This window comes from Enterobacter sp. fkY84-1 (genome assembly GCF_052974705.1).
Map to the genome: position 1 here is coordinate 2876830 of NZ_CP169393.1, position 22556 is coordinate 2899385.

Genomic DNA, 22556 nt, shown 5'->3' on the forward strand with positions numbered 1-22556 from the left:
CATGCCGTCTGTTTTCAGTCCCGGCGGGAACTCACATCTCTTGCGCCTCACTGGCAACGATTTGCTCAATGGTCCAGGGATGAAACTTCACCGTGACCTGCCCGTCCGTGACGGCCAGCGTCGGGTTGGGTAACCGCTCACGTTCGCCTTTGGGCGAACTGGTCTTCACAAAAATCCCCGGCTGGCTTAAGCCTTCGTCAGCTAACAGGGCCAGCGCGCGCGCGTTTAATGTCTCCGGCTCACCCGGCAGGACAATTTCAATGTGCTCCCACCCTTCGTGCGGATAGCGCTTCTCGCCCGGCCACGGCAGTTCAACCACGGTGAATTGCCAGTGGGCCACGTTCACCGGCTCACGCAGCCTGAACAGGCAGATGGGGCGACCGTTAATGATATTCTCGGACAGTAACTCGCCGCACTGTTCAAATCCGCGACGCCAGCGCTCTGCGGTAGCATTCTGATGGCAGCGCAAAGAGATGTGATCGGCCTCAAGCGGCGCGATATCCAGGCCGAGACGGGTGGCAAGTTCTGTGAACGCCTGGGTGAAGCGCGGTAAATCTGCGGAAATATCATGCAGTTCGTCAATGGATTGCCAGTTCGCCATAAGTCACTCTCTTTTCGTGTCGCAAAGCCGCTAATTTACTCTGTTGCTCTGTTTTGACCAACCGCAGAATCCGGCTTTTTAAGACTGCATGTTTATGCACACCTTCTTAGCCTGGATTCTGAGCAATCTTCAGGCCCCGCGATGCTGACGGCAGAAGGCATTTGCAGTATACTCCCGCCCTAAATTCTCTAACTGGCGCGGGTGGTTGTGAGCCCGCATCAAAAAAGTAAGGTATCCAGGTGAATATTCAGGCTCTTCTCTCCGAAAAAGTCAGTCAGGCACTGATTGCCGCAGGCGCGCCTGCGGATTGCGAACCGCAGGTTCGTCAGTCAGCAAAAGTACAGTTTGGCGACTATCAGGCTAATGGCGTGATGGCAGTGGCTAAAAAACTGGGTATGCCGCCGCGACAGCTCGCTGAGCAGGTACTGACGCATCTGGATCTCGCCGGCATTGCCAGCAAAACCGAAATCGCCGGCCCGGGCTTTATCAACATCTTCCTTGAGCCTGCCTTCCTGGCAAGCCACGTTGACGCGGCGCTGAAATCCGATCGTCTGGGTGTTTCCCAGCCGGAAGCGCAGACCGTCGTGATCGACTACTCTGCCCCGAACGTGGCGAAAGAGATGCACGTTGGCCACCTGCGCTCCACCATCATCGGTGATGCCGCGGTGCGTACGCTCGAGTTCCTCGGTCACAAGGTGATCCGCGCGAACCACGTGGGCGACTGGGGTACCCAGTTCGGGATGCTGATTGCTTACCTGGAAAAACAGCAGCAGGAAAACGCGGGCGAAATGGCGCTGGCGGACCTGGAAGGGTTCTATCGCGAAGCCAAAAAGCACTATGACGAAGATGAAGCCTTTGCCGAGCGCGCGCGCAGCTACGTGGTAAAACTGCAGGGCGGCGATCAATACTTCCTCGAGATGTGGCGCAAGCTGGTTGACATCACCATGTCTCAGAACCAGCTTACCTATAACCGTCTGAACGTCACCCTGACCCGTGATGACGTAATGGGTGAAAGCCTGTACAACCCAATGCTGCCCGGCATTGTGGCGGACCTGAAAGCGAAAAACCTGGCGGTGGAGAGCGAAGGCGCAACGGTTGTGTTCCTTGATGAGTACAAAAACAAGGAAGGTGAACCGATGGGCGTGATCATCCAGAAAAAGGATGGCGGCTATCTCTACACCACGACCGACATTGCCTGCGCGAAATACCGTTACGAAACGCTGCATGCCGACCGCGTGCTGTACTACATCGACTCCCGTCAGCACCAGCACCTGATGCAGGCGTGGACGATCGTGCGTAAAGCCGGTTACGTGCCGGACAGCGTTCCGCTGGAACACCACATGTTCGGCATGATGCTGGGTAAAGACGGCAAGCCGTTCAAAACCCGCGCGGGCGGGACCGTGAAGCTCTCCGACCTGCTGGACGAAGCGCTGGAACGCGCCCGTCGTCTGGTGGCCGAGAAGAATCCGGACATGCCGGCCGACGAGCTGGAAAAACTGGCGAACGCCGTGGGTATCGGCGCGGTGAAATACGCGGATCTCTCCAAGAACCGTACCACCGACTACATCTTCGACTGGGATAACATGCTGGCGTTTGAAGGCAACACTGCGCCGTACATGCAGTACGCTTACACCCGCGTGCTGTCGGTCTTCCGCAAAGCCAATATCGACGAAAGCGTGCTGGCGAATGCCACCGTGACCATCACGGAAGATCGTGAAGCGCAGCTGGCGGCGCGTCTGCTGCAGTTTGAAGAGACGCTGACCGTGGTCGCGCGTGACGGCACGCCGCACGTAATGTGTGCTTACCTGTACGATCTGGCGGGTCTGTTCTCCGGCTTCTACGAACACTGCCCTATTCTCTCTGCGGAGAATGAATCGGTCCGCAACAGCCGCCTGAAGCTGGCGCAGCTGACGGCGAAGACCCTGAAGCTGGGTCTGGATACTCTGGGTATCGAAACCGTAGAACGTATGTAATACAAAAAACCCGGCAATCGCCGGGTTTTGTTTTTTTGCAGTCCTGACAATTCAACCGTCAGCGGTAGTTCACGATGACAGAATTACTCTGCACCTTCAGCGCCGGGATCAAACGTCCCCCGCCCGGCACTTCCCAGATGAAACGCAAAGGTTCAATAGCCGGCACGCCGTTGAACGCCTGCGTTGTTCCATTTTCGCCGTCGATTTCCGTGCAGCGCGTCTGAGAGCAGAGGCGCACCCGCAGGCCCGCTGGCGTTGGGCCAATCAGCCGGTAGTTCCAGACCACCAGATCCATCAGACCGGAAACCTCTTCAGCAGGCGCCAGCGGGTTAGATGACATGGCAACACCGCGGTTGCTGAGGGTCACCCCTATGCTGCTCGCCTGCCAGGTGCCTCCCCCGGCAGCCTGCGCCGCCAGCGGGAAGAACAGCATCCAAAGCCATTTACGCATTATTTTCCTCCAATCGTCGCGGTCATGCGGATATGACGGTTATCCGACAGCTCCAGATTCGACAGCACGACCAGCTGGCTCAGGCTGCGGCGCAGGAAGCGCGACAGCAGCGGACGCAGCGCGTGGTTCACCAGCAGCACCGGCGGCGCGCCGAGCATCTCCTGACGCGCCAGCGCCTCTTGGGTTTGCGCCAGCAGGCGATCCGCCAGGCCCGGCTCCAGGCCGCCGCCGCCCTGCAGAGCCTGCAGCAGCAGACGCTCAAGCGGCGTATCGAGGCCAATAACCTGCACCTCTCCGGTTCCCGGGAACCACTGCTGGGTGATCGCCCGGCCCAGCGCCACGCGCACCACCGCCGTCAGCTCGTGAGGATCGCTTTGTATCGGCGCGTGTTCGGCAAGGGTTTCCAGAATGGTGCGCATATCGCGAATCGGCACCTTCTCGTCGAGCAGGTTTTGCAGCACCTTGTGCAGCGTGGTTAAGGTCAGCACCCCCGGAACCAGATCTTCCGTCAGCTGCGGCATCTCCTGCGTGACGCGGTCCAGAAGCTGCTGCGCTTCCTGACGGCCAAACAGCTCTGCCGAGAATTGCCCAATCAGGTGGTTAAGGTGGGTTGCCACCACGGTACTGGCTTCCACAACCGTGTAACCCTGGATCTGCGCCTGCTCTTTCAGCGCGCTTTCAATCCAGATCGCGGCCAGACCAAAGGCCGGATCGATGGTTTGCTCGCCCGGCAGCGTGCCTGCGGCGGTGCCGGGGTTAATCGCCAGCCAGCGGCCCGGATAGGCATCACCGCTGCCAATTTCAACGCCTTTCATCAGGATGCGATAGCGCGCGGGCGGCAGGTCCATATTGTCGCGGATGTGAACCACCGGCGGCAGGAAGCCCATGTCCTGGGCGAATTTTTTACGGATACTGCGGATACGGCCGAGCAGCTCGCCGTCCTGCTGGAAATCGACCATCGGGATCAGGCGATACCCGACTTCCATTCCCAGAGAATCCTCCAGCTGAACGTCGTTCCAGGTCGCTTCGACGGCCTGATTATTCTCCGGCATTTTGACCGGAACAGGTTCCGCTGCCGGTTTGGTTTCACGGCCACGCATCCACCAGGCAAGGCCCAGCAGCGCCGCCGTAAACAGCAGGAAGACGAGGTTTGGCATACCCGGCACCAGGCCGAGCAACCCGAGCACCGCCGCGGCCAGCAGCATCACGCGCGGGTTACTGAACAGCTGGCCCACCATCTGCTCGCCAACGTCCTGATCGGTGCTCACGCGGGTCACGATGACACCCGCCGCAGTGGAGATCACCAGCGCCGGGATCTGCGCGACCAGACCGTCACCGATGGTCAGCAGCGTATAGCTTTCCGCCGCGTGGCCCATGTCCATCCCGTGCTGCAATACGCCCACCAGCAGGCCGCCGACCACGTTAATCACCATGATCAGAATGCCCGCGATGGCGTCACCGCGCACAAACTTACTCGCACCGTCCATGGAGCCGTAGAAGTCCGCTTCCTGCGTCACTTCCGCACGGCGCTTTTTGGCTTCATCTTCGGCGATTAGCCCGGCGTTCAGGTCGGCGTCGATCGCCATCTGCTTGCCCGGCATCCCGTCCAGCACAAAGCGCGCGCCCACTTCCGCAATACGCCCTGCACCCTTGGTGATGACCATAAAGTTGATGATCACGAGGATGACGAACACCACGATACCGATAGCGAAATTACCGCCCACCAGGAAGTGGCCGAACGCTTCCACCACCTTACCTGCCGCTGCCGCCCCGGTGTGGCCTTCCATCAGGATGATACGCGTGGACGCCACGTTCAGCGCCAGTCGCAGCAGGGTGGTAAACAGCAGAATGGTCGGGAACGCGGCGAACTCCAGGGTACGCTGGGTGAACATCGCCACCAGCAGCACCATAATGGACAGCGCGATATTGAAAGTGAAAAGCAGGTCGAGGATGAACGCCGGGAGCGGCAGTACCATCATCGACAGAATTAGCAGGATCAGAATCGGCCCGGCCAGGATCTGCCATTGGGTCGATTTCAGGTTGCCGGGCAGGCGCAACATTGCCACCAGATTAGCCATCAGTGTCCTTCTCGTTCATAAAATCCAGCGCGGCAGGCACCGGAAGGTTCTCAGGTTTCACAGGCCGTTGACCGCCGGCCAGACGCCAGCGCTTCAACTGCCATACCCAGGCCAGCACTTCCGCCACGGCGGCGTAAAGTTGTCCCGGGATCTGTTGTCCAATATCCGCATGGCGGTACAGGGCACGCGCCAGCGGAGGGGCTTCGAGGATCGGCACGCGGTGTTCGGTGCCAATTTCACGGATACGCAGCGCGATCAGTCCCGCCCCTTTCGCCACCACTTTCGGCGCGCTCATTTTGTTTTCGTCATAGCGCAGCGCAACGGAATAGTGTGTCGGGTTGGTAACGATGACGTCGGCCTTTGGCACATCGTCCATCATGCGGCGACGGGCGGCGGCACGCTGCATCTGGCGGATGCGCCCCTTCACGTGCGGGTCACCTTCCATCTGCTTATATTCGTCACGGATATCCTGACGCGACATCCGCAGCTTCTTGAAGTGGGTATAGAGCTGGAAGATCACGTCAAAACCCACCATCGGGATAATGCTGAGCACCACCAGCAGCGCGCAGAGCCCGACCAGATTCAGCGCGTTGCTCATCGCGGTGAGCGGCGATTCGCTGATAAGACGCATCATTTCCGGCCAGTGGTACCAGAGGTAAAACCCCGCGGAGCTGCCCATCAGCACCGATTTGAGAATGGCTTTGAGCAGCTCGGCCCCGGTCTGGGCAGAGAACATTTTCGCAATACCCGGCAGCGGGTTGAGTTTGGAAAATTTCGGCTGCAGCGATTTGGCGCTGAAGACCAGACCGCCGAGCATCACCGGCGAGACCAGCGCGACCAGCACAACCCCGGTAATGAGGGGCAGCAGCGCAACCATGGCCCCTTTAATCAGCTGAATAATCTGGCTGAGGATCAGATTCGGATCGTTGACCATACTGTGGTCAAAACGGAGGCCGGTTGAGAGCATGCCCGCCAGCTTGCGGGCGAGCGACTCCCCGCCCCACCAGATAATGCAGACGCCTACGATAAGGATCAGCAGGGAGGTCAATTCTCGGGATCGGGGGATCTGCCCTTCCTCACGCGCCTTTTCTAGTCGGTGGGGTGTGGGGGCTTCCGTTTTGTCGTCGTTCTCTTCTGCCACTGTGCACGCTCAGCCCATTACGTCACGGGTATCATGCCAGCGCAGCGGAAATCCAATGGCGGGAAAAGCCCGTTTATTCGGGCTCTTTTCGGTGATTTTGTCGCAAACCGCCCCAGGCGGCGTTAACCCCCTGAAGCGGAATGGACCATCAGAAGCCGAGGCTGTCCAGCAGGTCGTCCACCTGATCCTGGCTTGCCACCACGCCCGCCTTGCTGGCGTCGAGCTGTGGACCATTGAGCAGGCTTTCGTTCTCGCGTTTTGGACGGGCTGCCGGTTCCGGGATGTTCTCCAGCAGCACCATCAGCAGCTGGCGCTCAATCTCCTGGATCACATCCATCATGCGCTTAATCACCTGACCGGTCAGGTCCTGGAAATCCTGCGCCATCATGATGTCCAGCAGCTGGGCATTGGTGAAGCTGGTGTGGCCAGGCACATCCCCCAGGAACTGACGGGTGTCGGTCACCAGTTCGCGGGCATCCGCCAGCTCGATTGGGTTCTCAAACCACTCGTCCCAGCGTTTGGTCAGCGCTTTCGCACCCTTTTCCATCGCATCCTGGTGCGGTTGTGACGCTTCAACGCTGTTCAGCGCACGTTCCGCGGCCTGAGCGGTCATCTGCACGACGTAGTCCAGGCGATCGCGCGCATCAGGAATCGCTTCCGCCGCTTCGGCAATTGCCTGATCCAGACCCAGCTCACGCAGGCTGTCACGCAACATGCGCGTCAGGCTGCCGATGCGGACGATAATGTCGCTCGGCGAGTGTTCTTCAACGGGTTTCATAGCAGGTTGCATCATAACCAACACCTCACATGCCGAGTTTCTCGAAGATCTTACCGAGCTTCTCTTCCAGGGTCGCCGCCGTGAATGGCTTCACCACGTAGCCGCTTGCGCCCGCCTGTGCAGCGGCAATGATGTTCTCTTTCTTCGCTTCTGCCGTGACCATCAGCACCGGCATGGACGCCATTCCCGCATCAGCACGAATGGTTTTCAGCAGTTCCAGACCGTCCATGTTTGGCATGTTCCAGTCGGAGATCACAAAACCAAACCCGCCCGCCTGCAGTTTGTTCAGCGCATCCACGCCGTCTTCTGCTTCTTCAACGTTATTGAAGCCCAGCTCTTTCAGCAGGTTGCGCACAATGCGACGCATGGTGGAAAAGTCATCCACAACCAAAAACTTAAGCTCTTTATCCGCCATAAAATAATACTCCTGAGTCAAATACGTATTGCCTGTCCGGCACTGATTTTTGCCAGCATCTGCTGGCTTACCTGGCTAAGATCGACCACTTCGCTCACGCCACCCATATTGATGGCCTCGCGCGGCATGCCGAACACCACACAACTTGCTTCATTCTGCGCAATCGTCCAGGCGCCAGCCTGGTGCATTGCAAGCATTCCGGCGGCCCCGTCGTTGCCCATCCCCGTCAGGATCACCCCAACGGCGTTGCGCCCCGCATGTTTCGCCACCGAATGAAACAGCACATCCACCGACGGACGGTGCCGGTTGACCGGCGGTCCGTCATGAATTTTGATTTGATAGTTAGCGCCGCTGCGCGCCAGTTCCATATGCTTGTCGCCAGGGGCGATATAGGCATGTCCCGGCAGCACGCGCTCGCCGTCTTCCGCCTCTTTCACGCTGATCTGGCACAGCTTGTTCAGGCGTTCGGCGAAGGAACGGGTAAAGCCTGGCGGCATATGCTGCGTGATCAGAATACCCGGACTTGAGAGCGGCAATGGCTGGAGTACATGACGAATTGCCTCTGTTCCTCCGGTTGACGCGCCAATGACCAGCAGTTTTTCCGAACTGAGTAAGGGACCGGCCTTCAGGGTCGCCGGCGCGGCCATCGGCGTGTGGGCGGCAAGCTTCGCCCGCGACGCGGTGCGGATCTTCTCGGCGATCATCTCGCTGTACGCCAGCATCCCCTCGCGAATGCCGAGCTGCGGCTTGGTGACAAAATCCACCGCCCCCAGCTCCAGCGCGCGCAGGGTGATTTCCGATCCTTTCCCGGTCAGGGAGGAGACCATCACCACCGGCATGGGCCGCAGCCGCATTAATTTTTCGAGGAAATCTATGCCATCCATGCGCGGCATCTCGACATCCAGCGTTAGCACGTCGGGGTTATATTTTTTAATTAAATCCCGCGCTACGAGCGGATCGGGGGCGGTTGCCACCATCTCCATGTCGCTGTGGCTATTGATAATTTCAGTCATGATCTGACGCATCAGCGCTGAATCATCGACGGACAATACCCTGATTTTACTCATGCTTTTTCCTTACTCAGCGCATATACCGTTTGCCCACGCAGGCTAAACTCACGCACGAGGTTGCTGAAGTTTTCCGAGTGCCCGGCAAACAGTAAACCGTCAGGCTTGAGCAACGGAACAAACCGACGCAAAATGTCCTGTTGCGTCGTTTTATCAAAATAGATCATGACGTTACGGCAAAAAATGGCGTCGAACGGCCCCGGCACGTTGTACTGCTTATCCAGCAGGTTAACGGGCGCGAATTCGACGCAGTTCGCCAGCTCCTGGCGTACGCGTACCAAGCCTTCATGCGGGCCCGTGCCGCGCATGAAATAACGCTGCAGCTGCTGCGGCGACAGCGTTTTCAGTTCATCCTGGCGATAAACGCCGTTACGCGCCTTCTCCAGCACTTCGGTATCGATATCGCTGGCGTAGACCTTCCAGCGTCCCGGCGCCATCCCCAGCGTATCGGCAAGGGTGATCGCCAGCGAGTACGGCTCTTCACCCGTCGAGGCGGCCGCACTCCAGACGCGATACTCCCCGGTGCGACGGCGCGCATGCTCGGCCAGGACCGGGAAGTGGTGAGCCTCCCGGAAAAACGCCGTCAGGTTGGTGGTTAACGAGTTAATAAAAGCCTGCCACTCGGCGCTGTTCTGGTTCGCCTCGAGCATGCTCAGATAGCGACCAAAATCATCCAGCCCCAGCGTACGCAAGCGCCGCACCAGACGGTTGTAGACCATGTCCCGCTTATGATCCGCAAGCACGATCCCCGCACGCTGGTAGATTAACTGACATATCCGACGAAAATGCGCGTCGGACAGCGCGAGGCGCTGTGTCATCTGCAACAATAATGACGTTTGCCCAGGGGGCATTGGTGATGTCATAGCGCCTTCTTAATTACATTCAGGATACAACTGGCACGGCCTGCGACCGCCCGACTTCTGTTACTGCTTCAACGTGCTCTTTCACATTAAATACCGCGACCAGCCCGGTCAGACGATCCGCCTGGCTGGCCAGCTGATCGGTTGCCGCTGCCGCTTCCTCAACTAACGAGGCGTTCTGTTGCGTCACCTGATCCATCTGGGTGACCGCCTGAGCAACCTGCTCAATCCCGCGACGCTGTTCATCCGACGCCGAGGCAATCTCGCCCATGATGTCGTTCACCCGCGTCACGGAGGTGACGATTTCGTGCATGGTTTGTGCCGCCGTATCCACCAGGGCAGAGCCTTGCTGAACCCGTGACACCGATTCTTCAATCAGCACCTTAATTTCTTTCGCCGCGTTGGCGCTGCGGCTCGCCAGGTTACGCACCTCACCCGCCACCACCGCAAACCCGCGCCCCTGCTCCCCGGCACGCGCCGCTTCAACGGCAGCATTCAGCGCCAGTATGTTGGTCTGGAACGCGATACCGTCAATCACGCTAATGATGTCACCAATTTTCTGTGAACTGGTGGCGATTTCCTGCATGGTGCTGGCGACATGGGACGCCTGGTCGCCGCCCTTCTTCGCCGTCATCGCCGCCTGTTTTGACAGGTCAGATGCCTGACGCGCGTTATCGGCGTTCTGGCTAACCGTCGCGGTCAGCTGCTCCATACTGGCTGCCGTCTGCGCCAGCGAGGCCGCCTGCTGCTCGGTGCGGGATGAGAGATCGTTGTTACCCGCCGCAATCTCTGAGATCCCGGTGTGCATGGCATAACTGCCCTGACGCACGTCGGATACCGTTTCCCGCAGCGATCCCTGCATCGCCTTCAGGCTGGCAAAGATCGCCGAAATTTCGTTTTTGCCGAACACCGCCACCGGACGCGCCAGGTCGCCTTTCGCAATGCTGTCGAAGTGGCTGCTGATAATCGCCAGCGGCTGCACAATCATTTTGCGTGACCAGAGCAGCGCGGCGCCGGTCAGCAAGCCCGCCAGAATCACCATCACGCCGAAGATGACGCCCGACATGTGATAGCTGGTGCGGCTTGCTTCACCGGCGCGCAGAACAGACTGATTGATATCCTGCTGCCATGCGTCAAAGCTGCCGTCAAACGCCGCCTGCGAGGCCTGAACCGGCGCGGTCATAAAATCCGACAGCTGGTTGTTCTCAAGCCACGTCGCCTGATGGTCGAGATCGCTGTACCACTGTTCAAAATGGGTCTTCATGGCGGCCTTCAGCGCTTTCTCTTTCTCGCTGCCGGTGGCCTGTGCCGCAAAGGCCTTAAACTGTGCGTCAGCCTGTTTCAGGCTGTCGCGTGCGGTGGCCATCAGCGCCTTAATGTCATCCGGCGGATAACTTAGCGCGGTTAAGGTTCCCGCCTTGTTCAGCGCAGTGCTTGCCTGCAACAGCACGGCACGGGTTTGTGCCAGTGCGGAGCGCTGCTGATTACTCGCCTCAACGTCCTGCAAATTCTGATAGCCATCGCGAAACGCCCAAAAAGACAACCCGTTACTGCCAACCTGCAACACACCGCAAAGGATCAGAATCAAAAACAGTGTGGTCGAGATACGAATACGATTTAACATCCACGCTCCCATCAAGCGGCAAGCAGCCGCGGTTTAATTGTCAGTCAAAATGTTTCCCAGTTTTCATCTTGTCCGGTCGTCGCGGTACGCGTACGGTTTGCAGCCGTTTCAGCGGCTGGCGCGCGGTACGTCGCCTGCGGGGTGACCGTGTTTCCAGCGAGTGAAGCGAGACGAAACGCCGAGACGGCCATCTTCAGACGGCTCGCCTGGTCTTCCAGCGCAGCGGCCGCCGCAGCGGACTCCTGCACCAGGGCGGCGTTTTGCTGTGTCACGCGATCCATTTCCGATACCGCCAGGGCAACCTGGTCGATACCACGACTCTGCTCATCAGACGCAGAGGCGATTTCACCCATGATGTCCGTCACGCGGGTGACGGCATTCACGATGTCATTCATGGTCTCCCCGGCGCTTTCCACCAGCACGGAGCCGGTATCGACGCGGGAGACGGAATCTTCAATCAGCGATTTGATCTCTTTTGCCGCGTTGGCGCTGCGGCTGGCCAGGTTGCGCACTTCCCCGGCCACCACGGCAAACCCGCGTCCCTGTTCGCCCGCGCGCGCCGCTTCCACGGCGGCGTTCAGCGCCAGAATGTTGGTCTGGAAGGCAATGCCGTCGATAACGCTGATGATGTCGGCGATTTTCTTCGAGCTCTCGGCGATGTCGTGCATGGTTTTCACCACGCCATCCACCACGCGGCCGCCGCGCTGCGCCGTCTCGGAGGCGCTTTCCGCCAGCTGAGACGCCTGGCGGGCGTTATCGGCGTTCTGCTTCACGGTCGCGGTGAGCTGCTCCATGCTGGCCGCCGTCTCTTCCAGGGCGGACGCCTGCTGTTCAGTGCGCGATGAGAGGTCGTTATTGCCCATCGCAATTTCGCTGGTGCCGGTATAGATGGCATCCGTGCCGCTACGCACGTTGGCGACGGTATCGATAAGCGAACGCTGCATATGGTCAACGCTGTTTGCCAGCTCGGTGATCTCATTGCGCCCGGACACGGTCAGCGTTTTGGTCAGGTCACCGCCGGCAATGTCACGAATATGGGCGATGACGCGACCGAGAGGGTTCAGCAGGATATGGCGAATGCCGTACCAGACCGCGATCAGCACAATGACCAGCGCCAGCGCCAGCACCGCCATCTGCCATTTCGCAAAGCGGTAGTCATTCTGGCTTTCAGCAAACGCGGAGTGATACAGATCGCCACTGACCTTTGCATATTCCCCCAGCGCCGCGCCGAGGGCGTTTTGCATCCCCTGCGTCGGCTGCGCGAAATAGGCGTCCATGTTGCCGCTTTCCAGGAACTGAATCAGCTCTGCCAGACCGGCATGGTAGGCGTTGTATTTTTCGTCGATATTCTGGCTCACCTGCTCCATCGCAGGCTGCGGGGTGATTTTCTTAAAGGCCTCGTAATGCTTTGCGGCATCCGCAAGTGTCGCCCGGGCATTTTTCAGCAGATCGGTTTTCGCGCTGCTCTGCTGATTGTTGGGATCCATCATCATGCGCGCGGACGAGCGGCTCAGGTTGATACGCGTTTGCAGCATCAGATCCCACGTTGAGGTGAGTTCACTCTGCTGCAGGCGGAGATCGTTCGAGGCCGCAAAGCTGTCCTGGTTCTGTTTTAATGACGAGAAAAAAAGCCCGCCGGAGATAAGCTGAAGTAGTGCGAAAATGACCAGCACCATCATAAGCATTGTGACAACGCGGATACGGTTCAACATACAACACCTTCTCATAGATTTATTAACGGTGTTATCGGCACAGCCAACAGGAACTTTACATTTGAGAAAGGGAAAAGCGCGGGGTTAGAAAGCCACGTCGACAATCAGCGTATCGGTGTAGGTTCCGGCGGGTGGCGTGGCCTGATTAGTCAGCACTTTCGCGGTGTAGTTGTAGGTACGCAGGAGACCGTCGGTACTGACCTGCGACGACGTCGCGCTGGTCCAGCGTTCGCTGCCGCTGCCGCCCCAGCGGTTACCCGTGGCTTCTTTATAGATGTCATAACTGAGGTAGTTACTGCCGCTTACCATCCGGCGCACGTTATTCAGCGCGTTAGCACCGTTGTTAATGCCGATGGTATAGGTACTGCCTTTGGTACAGGTGACGGCAATCGCCTGTGAGACGGTGGGGAAACTTTGTACCAGCGGCGCGCTGTTGAAGTTGACGTCCGGCGTGGTCATGGCGCTGCAGTCGTTGGTGACGGTCATATCCAACGTGATGCTGGTTCCTTTCGTTCCGGTTTGCAGTCCCGACAAACACGCGTTGAGCACGCCCACCGAGCAGACTCTATAGGTGATATCGAAGTTTAGCGTCACCTGATAAGGACCCGCGGTCACATTTTGCCCCGGTACCGTGCGGAAATAGAGAGGGATATTGTATTGTTTGCCGCCGATCAGATTTAACAAGGTACTGCTGTCCCAGGTATAGGTTTTACTGGTCTGCACTTCGCTGTTGTTAGCGCAGCCCGACTGCCCGCACAGGCGTGTCGGGATCACATCGGTGATGGCCGCGTTGTCGGTGCGCTTCATGGTCGCACGACCATTGGCCGAAACGGTAGCTGAGACAAAATTCAGCGTGATGGTGTCCCCGGTCAGCAAGTTCACCAGCGCATCACAGGCTACGACCAGTGTTCCGGTGGTTGCCACTTCGCCAGAACCACTCAGCGCGAATGAGGTTACACTCCCAAACGCGGCGTTAACCGTACTGACTCGACAGTCAGCCCAACTGCCGCTGGCCACCAGCAGCAGAAGCATAAACAGCAGGCGCGTCATGGCGCCTCCCGGCACACCAGCGGACCGTAGGTTTGCAGCTTGTGCTCCGGGTTGGCTCCCACGGTCAGGGTGACCTTGCAGCGTTTTCCGTCAGGCGCGATCACCTCCAGCGGATTCACATCGCTAAGGTTTTCCAGCCAGGCAATACCGTCATACCCCACCACCACATTGCTGCGCGAGGCACGCCGGACCTGGCTTCCCACCGGCAGCGCCTGGCCGCGCGCATCGTGGAGGATGACGCTTGCCACTCTCTCTTGCTCCATCGGGAAATCGACCAGATAGCCGCTGTGACGCCGAATCGCAATTCGCCGCTCGGTCTCTTTCAGCCGGGTGTCCGCCGGCAGGTTCAGGGTATCAATGCGGTAGCTTGCCGGGTAATACGCCGACACCCCGCTGACCAGCAGGTAACCGTTGTTATTCGTTTTGCCAACGGGCTGGTTCTCATAGCTGACGGGCACGTCCGGATGGCCGTCGGTACTGATGACCACAAACGCATCGTTGATCTTATTCGCCGCGAACAGCTCGCCGTCCATCAGAACAATCGCGCCCATCGCCTCGCCCCACCAGGTCATCATGTCCCTTTCGCCGTAGCCGCCGCCCTGCAGTTCAATATTGTTATTACGCCAGCCCAGCGTGCCCTGCTGATAGTCACTGGATTTTGACTGGTTGGCCCAGGCCATGTTCCAGCTAAAGCCGCCGTCAGACGGCATGGAATGGTTGTAGTTAATGCGCTGGGTGTTGCCCGCATCCGGGGTGTTTTCGACGGTGAACGCGGCGCTGTCGCGTGCCCCCAGCGGCACCTGTAGCGACAGCGCGACCGTCCAGTCTCCCCGCTGCTGGTCCCGGCTCCCGGCGAGGTAAATACTGCTCGCGCCCCACAAATTACGGCTCCATGAGAGATTAAGCAGCTCGGTTTTTTGACTGTCAAAACTCTCCACGCCAATCCAGGCTGCGCCGATGTTGCCGTACTGTCCCAGGTTGAAGGTCAGAGAATACTGGTCCGTATTGCGGCTGAAGCTGGCGATGGGTTTATCGTTCTCGTCATACACCGTAGGCTGGTCGTACAGGGCCAGATTGCCAAAGCCGCGGTCCCGACGCGTGTGCTGGGTGGCCACGCTGAACTCGCTGGTGCTGTACTGGTAACCCCAGTTGATTTGCCCGCCCGCCTCCCCGCGCATGCGGCTTTGCGAGTAAGAGGTATTCACCACGCCAAACTGGCCGAGTTTAATCACCGTCCCAGCCCCGCCCAGCGCCAGCGCCTGCGCCCCTTCGGCATGACCCTCCAGCGTCAGCCAGTCCGTCACCCCGTAGCGATACGAGCCGCTGCCTGCCGCCGGGCCGTAGTCAAAATTCTTGATACCGTAATTACGCCGCAGGCTGCCCAGCGTCACGGCGCCGTCGCTCAGCCCTTTTTTAAGCAGGTCGCTGGAAACGTAAAACGGCAGCGTGGTGCTGACCTGGCGCCCCAGTGCATCCGTCGTGACCAGTACCGCATCCCCGGCGCCGTTGATATAGGGCAGATTGGTCAGGGTGAAGGGGCCCGGCTGAAGCTGGGTTGAGCCGGACCGATAGCCGTTGATAAAGAGATCCACCGAGGTGGGTACCGCCGCTTCCCCCGCGAATTCGGGCAGCGGCCACGTCACCAGGTCAGGGCGCAGGGAGAAATCTCGCCCGACGCTGATCCCCCCCATCCGCACGCTGGAGCTCCAGCTCAGGGCATCGCTGATCACGTCCCCGACGCTCCAGCTCATTGCGTCATCCTCGTTAGTGAACAGCAGGGTCGTGTCATAGCGGACATACCCTTCCTGCTGACCGTCGTTACCGGTGAAATTTTCCCGGGCATAGCCGGTGGAGGAAAACGAGCCGTTCTCATTGAAATAGCGGAATTCATGCCAGAGGGACGCCTGTCCGCCGATATGCTCCGTGTGGTTGGTGTAGAGATCGTAATTGAGCAGCGCGCCGCGCCCGAAGTGCGGTTTGGCCTGCGCCGTTTGCGCGCCGAACGGCGTCACGCGGGATGCAACCCAGTCCCGGGGAACGGTCAGCAGCAGGCGCTGTCCGGCGCTGTCGTACTCCACCCGAACCTGAGAAAGCGATGAGAGATTCACCTCTCCGGCAGGAACATGTTCCGGGGGCAGCCCCGCGCGCAGCAGGTCAGCGCTGGAGATAAAGAAAGCGCCTTTGCGCTGCGTCACGGGCACGACCAGACCGGTATCGTAGTGGTTGAGCACGAGGGCAAGCTGGAAGACCGCTTCATCATGTATCGCCTGTGCCTGGGGCGGCGGCGGAAGGCTGTCATCGCCGGGCTCAGCCCAGGTCGCGGAACTGACGCAAAGCAGTATCATCATCGCCGGCTTCAGTTGACGAGCGTCGACTGCCATTGTGCTTCCCTGGCATTAATCTGCGCGCTCATCCGCTCTGGCTGACGAACGCCTGCGGGTATCGGCCAGCTGCGGGTGCTGCCGGGAAGTACGTAACCCAGCAATCCCTCCGCGACCGTGCGTTTCTGCCCTCCCTGCTCCAGCGCCACCTGGCTCAGCCTGACATGGACATCCCCCCGATTCCGGACCTCCAGTACCGGCTGCCCATCCGCTCGCGTCACCCGCCAGCTCAGGTTCCGGGTCTCCACCAGCGCGTGATGCGCCCCCTCTTTTATTGTCGGGATCCCCTGGCCATACACAAACAGCGGAATGGAGTAACGCATCTGCAACTTGAGGCCGATGGCGGGTTCTGCTTTGGCATCAGGCTGAGGAATTTCATCCACGATAATGCGGTAGGCTTGTTCGACGCCTGCGGGAACGCGGGCCTGCTTAATAAGACGGATAAGCTGCTTGCTGCCTGTGCCAATCGTGACGATGGGCGGGCTGGCGACCACATCCTGCTGCGCGGTGTAGCGTTCGTGTCCGTCCTCCTGCTTCCAGCGCACAATTCGCACCTGCATCGTGGTGGCGCTGTTTCCCTGGTTCTGGATCCACAGCTCCGTGGCGTTGGCGTCTGCCGCAAGCCACGGGTCGATAGGCCAGAGCAGAATGGTGGCTGCCGCCTGCGCCTGACCGGTTGCCACAGCCATTCCCAACGCGCCCGCCAGACAAACAGGTCTGAAAACTGGCTTCATCAACACTCTCCCTTTATTACCATGACAAGGTCACGGTGAGCTGATCGGAATACGTTCCTGCCGGGCTAAATCCGGTCAGTAGCGCCACGCCAAAAAGCGGCAGCGCGATGTTATTGCTGTTGCTATAGGTCACCGGTATCGCCTGGTTGACGCCAATTTCGCTGTTCGCGGCCAGCGAGCTGCTGCTGTAAAGCCGGTATCCCACCACGTCGGCGCCGTTCGAGCGCTTCATGCGGCGAACGGTTGAATAATTCTGTCCGCCATTAATGCTCATGCTCAGCGCCACGCCCGGCGTGCAGGCGATAGACAACGCCCCGTTTGGCACAAAGCTGGTGCTTACCGGTGCGCTCTCGACGCCGTTATGGGTGCCAAAATCCAGCGTCCCGAGAACCCCTCCGCTGCCGGTGGCCACCGCGCATCCCGGAACAATCGTCGCGCTCACCTTAAAGGACTGTGACGTCACCGCCTCCGCCGCGGGCGCCATCAGCAATCCGACGATCAGCGCGAAAAAAGGCTGCACGTGTCCCTCTGCGCATATGCGCAGACCAGTAAGAGTTGCCTTCATGGCGGTGCAGGACTAATAGGTGACGCTGACGTTAATCGTGTCGGTGTAGGTGCCCGGGACGACCGTCACGCTGTTACCGCCGCCGGTAATACGCCCGTAGAGGGTGTAACTGTCCACCCCTCCGGCCGTAGAGGCGATCGGCAGCGCGGTGTTATTGGCAATCACGCTGTTAAACCCGCTGTCGCTGTACAGGCTGTATGCCACGCCCTGTGCCGCGTTGGCGGTGTTAACCAGATAGCGCGCAGGGGTTCCCGGGGTGCCGACAACGGTGCCGGGTGCGGTGGAGTTGGTGTTGCCGGTGATCGCCACCGTATAGCTGGCGGTCGTACATTGAATAGTGAAGGTGTTTCCGCCGCTGGCGCCGGTGAGCTGCGTGGTCAGAGTGGAAAACGTTGCGGGATGGGTGCCGAAATCCAGTGTCCCGAAGTTAATGCCGTTTTGCGTGGGCGATCCGTTTATCAGACAACCGTTCGTGAGCGTCAGCGTCGCGCCGATGGTGCCGCTACTGGTGACGGCCAGCGCCTGATGGGCCGTTGTCGCAGTCAGTAAGGTGCCTGCGCAGATCAAAAGGAGTTTTCTTTTCATTTACCACCCTCCAGAAGACGTCTCCGTTCCCTTGCCACGTTTTATTTTTGTCGTTCAAGATGTTAGCCCCGCTTAATGTTCCTCTGAGGGGGGTTATTGAGAATTTAGTTTACGGATATCGCTTCGACCACCTGCCCCTTAACGCATAAGCACTTTGTCTTATTGACTTCTTATTGCCTTAAATAACAGAGAGTTAAATTATTTTTTTCAGCATTTTCATGCTATCAGGAGAGAATATATCCATTAAAGTGTGATGCAGATCACAATATATCGTCAGGGCAATAACAACAAAATTAATAAAACTTAAAAAGGAGTTGTATCCCCCTACGCTTTGCGTCAATTTATGTGCCGAATAATTTCCCGCGTCGTAATAAAAAATTTATATGTATCGGTGCGGGCTACATCTGAAGCGCATAGAGGGTCTTTTTTCGTGGCAAGTGCAAACAAACTCACACTCTTCATCGTGATATTCATGCTGGCGGGTATTCTTTCAGGGGCAGCAATTCATGAATATGCATCTGCGGATGCCATCAAAGCCTGGTCGGATAATATTACCCTTCTGACCGATATTTTCCTGCGACTGATCAAAATGGTCATTGCGCCGCTGGTCTTCAGTACGCTCACCGTCGGCATTATGAAGCTGGGCGAAACCTCCACCATTGGCCGCGTGGGCGGCAAAGCGATGGTATGGTTTATCAGCTCATCCGTGCTCTCAATTCTGGTCGGCCTGTTTATCGTCACGCTGGAGCATCCGGGCAGCGGACTGAACCTGACCGTCCCGACCGAGGCGGTGGATACCGGTCTGGCCGTTGGGGGCATGACGCTGAAAGCGTTCCTGTCTCACACCATTCCGACCAGTATCGCGGGGGCGATGTCGAACAATGAGATCCTGCAGATTGTGGTGTTCTCAATGTTCTTTGGCATTGGCGGCGCGTCGCTGGGGCAGAAGTTCAACGCCCCGCTGGTGGCCGCGCTGGACGTGGTTTCTCATATTATGCTGAAGGTCACAGGCTACGTAATGTACGTTGCGCCGCTGGCCATTTTCGCGGCAATCTCCTCCGTCATCGCCACGCAGGGCCTGGGCATTCTGTTGAACTATGCCTCCTTTATTGGCGGCTACTATGTTGCCATTCTTCTCACCTGCATGGTGCTGCTGGCCGTGGGTTACATGGTGCTGAAAAAAGAGGTGTTCCGCCTGGTCAGCATGCTGAAAGATCCGGTTCTGGTGGCGTTTACCACCAGCAGTTCTGAAGCGGCCTACCCTAAAACGCTGGAGCAGCTGGAGCGTTTTGGCTGCTCGCGCAACATCGCCTCTTTCGTACTGCCCATTGGCTACTCCTTCAACCTGGTGGGGTCGATGGTGTACTGCTCTTTCGCCTCGATGTTTATTGCGCAGGCGTACAACATTCATCTGAGCTTCTCTGAGGTGACGGTGCTGATGCTGACCCTGATGCTGGCCTCAAAAGGGATTGCGGGCGTACCGCGCTCCTCGCTGGTGGTGCTGGCTGCGACGATCCCAAGCTTTAACATTCCGGTCGCCGGTATTCTGCTGCTGATGGGGATCGACCACTTCCTGGATATGGGCCGTTCCGCAATTAACGTTCTGGGTAATGGTATTGCGACCGCCATGCTGTCGCAGAATGAAGGTGCGCGGGACGCGGAAGCTGAAGCTGAACTGGTAAAGCAGGAAGCGTAATGGCATGAAAAAGCCGGGTGGCGGCTTCGCCTTACCCGGCCTACAAATGGCTCGAACGCGTAGGCCGGGTAAGCGTCAGCGCCACCCGGCTTTGTTTTAGGCTACCCGACTCGCCGCGATATCCTGCAGTGAAGACGGCCCCGAGCATTAACGTATGGGTGGCCACGGAAGCTGGGCTGGTGGAGCAGGATGTAAAAACGCCGGGTGGCGGCTTCGCCTTACCCGACCTACAAATGACTCAAACACGTAGGCCGGGTAAGCGTCAGCGCCACCCGGCTTTGTTTTAGGCTACGTGACTCGCGGCGATATCCAGCAGCGCCATCTCATCGCTGTTCAGCAGCTTCTCAATGTTCACCAGAATCAGCATACGCTCGCCGAGCGCGCCCAGACCGGTCAGGTATTCGGTCGACAGCGTGACCGCAAACTCTGGCGCAGGACGAATCTGATCAGAGGTCAGGGAAAGCACGTCAGACACGCCATCCACCACGATCCCCACCACGCGCTGCCCCAGATTCAGGACGATCACCACGGTGTTGTCGTTGTAGTCAACGTCGCCCTGGCTGAACTTCACGCGCAGATCCACGATGGGCACAATGACGCCACGCAGGTTGGTGACACCTTTAATAAACGCAGGCGTGTTAGCGATGCGGGTAACCTGGTCGTAACCACGGATTTCCTGCACTTTCAGGATATCGATGCCGTACTCTTCATCGCCTAAAGTGAATACCAGAAATTCCTGTCCTGATGGCTCGCCCGCCAGTTTCGTTACATTACTCATACCGGTCATGTTATTACCTTCTACTTAATCAGGCGGCTGTGTACGCCACACGTTGTTCACGATTTAATCCCTGAAGCGCCGACACGTCGACGATCAGCGCCACGCTACCATCACCCAGAATGGTGGCGGCAGAAATACCCGGCACTTTGCGGTAGTTGCTTTCGAGGTTCTTCACCACCACCTGGTGCTGGCCAATCAGCTGATCGACCAGCAGCGCATAGCGGCGTCCCGCGCTTTGCAGGATCACCACGATACCCTGCGTGGCCTCGGTCTTCGCCCCGTCCACTTCGAACACTTTCCACAGTTCCACCAGCGGCAGGTACTCACCGCGAACCTCGAGCACGCGCTCGCCGCCCGCCAGCGGATGCAGATCTTCCTCACGCGGCTGCAGAGATTCCATCACCGCGTTCAGCGGCAGGATAAAGACTTCGTCCGCCACTTTGACGGACATGCCGTCGAGGATCGCCAGCGTCAGCGGCAGCAGGATGCGAATGGTGGTGCCGGAACCCTGTTTAGACTGGATTTCAACGTGGCCGCCCATCTCCTGGATGTTACGTTTCACCACGTCCATGCCCACGCCGCGCCCGGAGACGTCGGTCACCTGCTCTGCGGTAGAGAAGCCCGGCGCGAAGATCAGCATGCCCACTTCTTCGTCGGTCATGTTTTCATTGACCGCCATCCCCTGCGAAATCGCTTTTGCCAGGATGCGCTCGCGGTTCAGACCGGCGCCATCATCGGTCACTTCGATACAAATGTTCCCGCCCTGGTGTTCCGCAGAGAGAATCAGGTTGCCGACCGGCGATTTCCCGGCGGCAATGCGGTTTTCCGGCAGTTCGATACCGTGGTCGAGGCTGTTACGCACCAGGTGCGTTAACGGGTCAATGATGCGCTCGATCAGGCTCTTATCCAGTTCGGTTGAGCTGCCCATCAGGGTCAGTTCAATCTGCTTGTTCAGCTTGCTGGCAAGGTCGCGGACCAGACGCGGGAAGCGGCTGAAGACATATTCCATCGGCATCATACGGATGGACATGACCGATTCCTGCAGGTCGCGGGCGTTACGCTGCAGCTGGCCCATGCTGGTAATCAAATCCCCATGGGTGACCGGGTCGAGTTCGTTTGAACGTTGCGCCAGCATCGACTGGGTGATCACCAGTTCGCCCACCAGGTTAATCAGCTGGTCAACCTTCTCAACGGCAACACGGATGCTGGTCGACTCGCTGGAGCGCGCGGCAGTTTTTTCACCACGGCCCGGTGCAGCAGCTTCTTTTGGCACCGCCTTCAGCGCCGGGGCCGCAGGGGCCACAGCCGGTGCGGCGGCCTGGGCGACAACAGCCGCCTCTTCCGCAGCCACAGGAGCGTCAACTGCGACAGTTTCGGTTTCGAAGGCGATTTGATCGGCTTCAATCACAAAGCACAGCACCGCCACGATATCGTCCTGGCCAATACCGTCATCAAGCGTCGCGGCCAGGCTGTCTTTGCCTTTTACCACGTTGCTTAATTTCGCCAGGTTACCCAGCTCTTCTTCCAGCAGGTTAACTTCATTATCTTTCAGGCGAGACAGCACAACGCGCAGTTTGCCTGCCGGTGCGTCGGCAGGGGCAGACGCCTGCGCGGCAACCGTATCCACAACGCTCAGTTTTGCGGCAGGAACCACGGCTGCGGCAACCTCACCTTTTGCTTCCAGCGCGAGCTGGCGCAGCGCATTGCAGATGTATTCAAAGCTGGCGGCATCAGGCTCTGCCGAACTTTTATAGGCGTCGAGCTGTTCCTGCATAATATCTTTGGTTTCCAAAAACAGGTTGATAATGTCGGTATTGAGCTGCATCTCACCGCGTCGTGCTTCATCAAGCAGGTTTTCCATTAAATGGGTCGTTTCCTGCAGGATGGTAAATCCAAACGTTCCGGCTCCGCCTTTAATGGAATGCGCCGCACGGAAGATGGCATTGAGCTGCTCGGAATCCGGTGCTTCGGGCACCAAATCGAGCAAGTGTTGCTCCATATCGGCCAACAATTCGTCGGCTTCATCAAAGAATGTCTGGTAAAAATCGCTAATATCCATGCTCACGC

The 22556-nt window shown here is 58.5% G+C and carries 19 protein-coding genes; 2 read left to right on the top strand and 17 right to left on the bottom strand.

The window, feature by feature from the left end; translation table 11 throughout:
• Window positions 1–31: 31 nt before the first annotated feature.
• The gene (locus tag ACEPLT_RS13820; protein ID WP_039266608.1) at window positions 32–601 is read right to left on the bottom strand and encodes a VOC family protein; all 570 of its coding nucleotides are present in this window, start codon (window positions 599–601) and stop codon (window positions 32–34) included.
• A gap of 239 nt (window positions 602–840) precedes the next feature.
• Between ACEPLT_RS13820 and argS the strand changes: the two genes are divergently transcribed.
• Window positions 841–2574, top strand: coding sequence for an arginine--tRNA ligase (argS, locus tag ACEPLT_RS13825; RefSeq protein ID WP_008500436.1), 1734 nt, complete (start codon window positions 841–843; stop codon window positions 2572–2574).
• Between the two features lie 58 nt (window positions 2575–2632).
• Here argS and flhE read toward each other — a convergent pair whose 3' ends face one another.
• From flhE to ACEPLT_RS13895, 14 genes are all read right to left on the bottom strand, one after another.
• Window positions 2633–3025: a flagellar protein FlhE gene (gene flhE / locus ACEPLT_RS13830; RefSeq protein ID WP_232928662.1), complete on the bottom strand. Its 393-nt coding sequence runs from the start codon at window positions 3023–3025 to the stop codon at window positions 2633–2635.
• Window positions 3025–5103: a flagellar biosynthesis protein FlhA gene (gene flhA, locus ACEPLT_RS13835; RefSeq protein WP_232928664.1), complete on the bottom strand. Its 2079-nt coding sequence runs from the start codon at window positions 5101–5103 to the stop codon at window positions 3025–3027. The genes flhE and flhA overlap by 1 nt, the downstream gene beginning before the upstream one ends.
• On the bottom strand, window positions 5096–6244 hold the full coding sequence (flhB, locus tag ACEPLT_RS13840; RefSeq protein WP_021240449.1) for a flagellar biosynthesis protein FlhB: 1149 nt from the start codon (window positions 6242–6244) through the stop codon (window positions 5096–5098). The genes flhA and flhB overlap by 8 nt, the downstream gene beginning before the upstream one ends.
• A 148-nt stretch (window positions 6245–6392) precedes the next feature.
• Window positions 6393–7037, bottom strand: a complete 645-nt coding sequence (cheZ, locus tag ACEPLT_RS13845; RefSeq protein WP_008500432.1) for a protein phosphatase CheZ — start codon at window positions 7035–7037, stop codon at window positions 6393–6395.
• A gap of 10 nt (window positions 7038–7047) precedes the next feature.
• Complete coding sequence (cheY, locus tag ACEPLT_RS13850) at window positions 7048–7437, bottom strand: chemotaxis response regulator CheY (protein ID WP_008500431.1); 390 nt, start codon at window positions 7435–7437, stop codon at window positions 7048–7050.
• A 17-nt stretch (window positions 7438–7454) separates the two neighbouring features.
• Window positions 7455–8504, bottom strand: a complete 1050-nt coding sequence (locus ACEPLT_RS13855) for a protein-glutamate methylesterase/protein-glutamine glutaminase (RefSeq protein ID WP_008500430.1) — start codon at window positions 8502–8504, stop codon at window positions 7455–7457.
• On the bottom strand, window positions 8501–9367 hold the full coding sequence (cheR, locus tag ACEPLT_RS13860) for a protein-glutamate O-methyltransferase CheR (RefSeq protein WP_008500429.1): 867 nt from the start codon (window positions 9365–9367) through the stop codon (window positions 8501–8503). Before cheR ends, ACEPLT_RS13855 begins: the two co-directional genes overlap by 4 nt.
• A gap of 19 nt (window positions 9368–9386) precedes the next feature.
• Window positions 9387–10988, bottom strand: coding sequence for a methyl-accepting chemotaxis protein IV (tap, locus tag ACEPLT_RS13865; RefSeq protein WP_023344434.1), 1602 nt, complete (start codon window positions 10986–10988; stop codon window positions 9387–9389).
• Between the two features lie 44 nt (window positions 10989–11032).
• Window positions 11033–12700: a methyl-accepting chemotaxis protein II gene (gene tar / locus ACEPLT_RS13870; protein WP_032675045.1), complete on the bottom strand. Its 1668-nt coding sequence runs from the start codon at window positions 12698–12700 to the stop codon at window positions 11033–11035.
• An 84-nt stretch (window positions 12701–12784) separates the two neighbouring features.
• Window positions 12785–13750, bottom strand: a complete 966-nt coding sequence (locus ACEPLT_RS13875) for a Csu type fimbrial protein (RefSeq protein WP_039266612.1) — start codon at window positions 13748–13750, stop codon at window positions 12785–12787.
• The gene (locus ACEPLT_RS13880; protein ID WP_032675046.1) at window positions 13747–16131 is read right to left on the bottom strand and encodes a fimbria/pilus outer membrane usher protein; all 2385 of its coding nucleotides are present in this window, start codon (window positions 16129–16131) and stop codon (window positions 13747–13749) included. The genes ACEPLT_RS13875 and ACEPLT_RS13880 overlap by 4 nt, the downstream gene beginning before the upstream one ends.
• Complete coding sequence (locus ACEPLT_RS13885; RefSeq protein ID WP_232928666.1) at window positions 16107–16865, bottom strand: fimbrial biogenesis chaperone; 759 nt, start codon at window positions 16863–16865, stop codon at window positions 16107–16109. The genes ACEPLT_RS13880 and ACEPLT_RS13885 overlap by 25 nt, the downstream gene beginning before the upstream one ends.
• A gap of 16 nt (window positions 16866–16881) precedes the next feature.
• The gene (locus tag ACEPLT_RS13890) at window positions 16882–17430 is read right to left on the bottom strand and encodes a Csu type fimbrial protein (protein WP_032635222.1); all 549 of its coding nucleotides are present in this window, start codon (window positions 17428–17430) and stop codon (window positions 16882–16884) included.
• A 12-nt stretch (window positions 17431–17442) separates the two neighbouring features.
• On the bottom strand, window positions 17443–18015 hold the full coding sequence (locus ACEPLT_RS13895; protein WP_032675048.1) for a Csu type fimbrial protein: 573 nt from the start codon (window positions 18013–18015) through the stop codon (window positions 17443–17445).
• A 430-nt stretch (window positions 18016–18445) separates the two neighbouring features.
• Between ACEPLT_RS13895 and ACEPLT_RS13900 the strand changes: the two genes are divergently transcribed.
• Window positions 18446–19711 (top strand): dicarboxylate/amino acid:cation symporter, encoded by a 1266-nt coding sequence (locus ACEPLT_RS13900; protein WP_008500421.1) that lies wholly within the window; start codon window positions 18446–18448, stop codon window positions 19709–19711.
• A gap of 283 nt (window positions 19712–19994) precedes the next feature.
• Here ACEPLT_RS13900 and cheW read toward each other — a convergent pair whose 3' ends face one another.
• Window positions 19995–20498: a chemotaxis protein CheW gene (cheW, locus tag ACEPLT_RS13905; protein WP_008500420.1), complete on the bottom strand. Its 504-nt coding sequence runs from the start codon at window positions 20496–20498 to the stop codon at window positions 19995–19997.
• Window positions 20499–20517: 19 nt separating this feature from the next.
• Window positions 20518–22554: a chemotaxis protein CheA gene (gene cheA, locus ACEPLT_RS13910; RefSeq protein WP_232928668.1), complete on the bottom strand. Its 2037-nt coding sequence runs from the start codon at window positions 22552–22554 to the stop codon at window positions 20518–20520.
• Between the last annotated feature and the right edge of the window lie 2 nt (window positions 22555–22556).

What these genes read in the sequence shown, in the direction of transcription:
- ACEPLT_RS13820 (WP_039266608.1), bottom strand. Translation starts at nt 601, where the DNA reads ATGGCGAACTGGCAATCCATTGACGAACTGCATGATATTTCCGCAGAT.
- flhE (WP_232928662.1), bottom strand. Translation starts at nt 3,025, where the DNA reads ATGCGTAAATGGCTTTGGATGCTGTTCTTCCCGCTGGCGGCGCAGGCT.
- flhA (WP_232928664.1), bottom strand. Translation starts at nt 5,103, where the DNA reads ATGGCTAATCTGGTGGCAATGTTGCGCCTGCCCGGCAACCTGAAATCG.
- cheZ (WP_008500432.1), bottom strand. Translation starts at nt 7,037, where the DNA reads ATGATGCAACCTGCTATGAAACCCGTTGAAGAACACTCGCCGAGCGAC.
- cheY (WP_008500431.1), bottom strand. Translation starts at nt 7,437, where the DNA reads ATGGCGGATAAAGAGCTTAAGTTTTTGGTTGTGGATGACTTTTCCACC.
- ACEPLT_RS13855 (WP_008500430.1), bottom strand. Translation starts at nt 8,504, where the DNA reads ATGAGTAAAATCAGGGTATTGTCCGTCGATGATTCAGCGCTGATGCGT.
- cheR (WP_008500429.1), bottom strand. Translation starts at nt 9,367, where the DNA reads ATGACATCACCAATGCCCCCTGGGCAAACGTCATTATTGTTGCAGATG.
- tap (WP_023344434.1), bottom strand. Translation starts at nt 10,988, where the DNA reads ATGTTAAATCGTATTCGTATCTCGACCACACTGTTTTTGATTCTGATC.
- tar (WP_032675045.1), bottom strand. Translation starts at nt 12,700, where the DNA reads ATGTTGAACCGTATCCGCGTTGTCACAATGCTTATGATGGTGCTGGTC.
- ACEPLT_RS13875 (WP_039266612.1), bottom strand. Translation starts at nt 13,750, where the DNA reads ATGACGCGCCTGCTGTTTATGCTTCTGCTGCTGGTGGCCAGCGGCAGT.
- ACEPLT_RS13880 (WP_032675046.1), bottom strand. Translation starts at nt 16,131, where the DNA reads ATGGCAGTCGACGCTCGTCAACTGAAGCCGGCGATGATGATACTGCTT.
- ACEPLT_RS13885 (WP_232928666.1), bottom strand. Translation starts at nt 16,865, where the DNA reads ATGAAGCCAGTTTTCAGACCTGTTTGTCTGGCGGGCGCGTTGGGAATG.
- ACEPLT_RS13890 (WP_032635222.1), bottom strand. Translation starts at nt 17,430, where the DNA reads ATGAAGGCAACTCTTACTGGTCTGCGCATATGCGCAGAGGGACACGTG.
- ACEPLT_RS13895 (WP_032675048.1), bottom strand. Translation starts at nt 18,015, where the DNA reads ATGAAAAGAAAACTCCTTTTGATCTGCGCAGGCACCTTACTGACTGCG.
- cheW (WP_008500420.1), bottom strand. Translation starts at nt 20,498, where the DNA reads ATGACCGGTATGAGTAATGTAACGAAACTGGCGGGCGAGCCATCAGGA.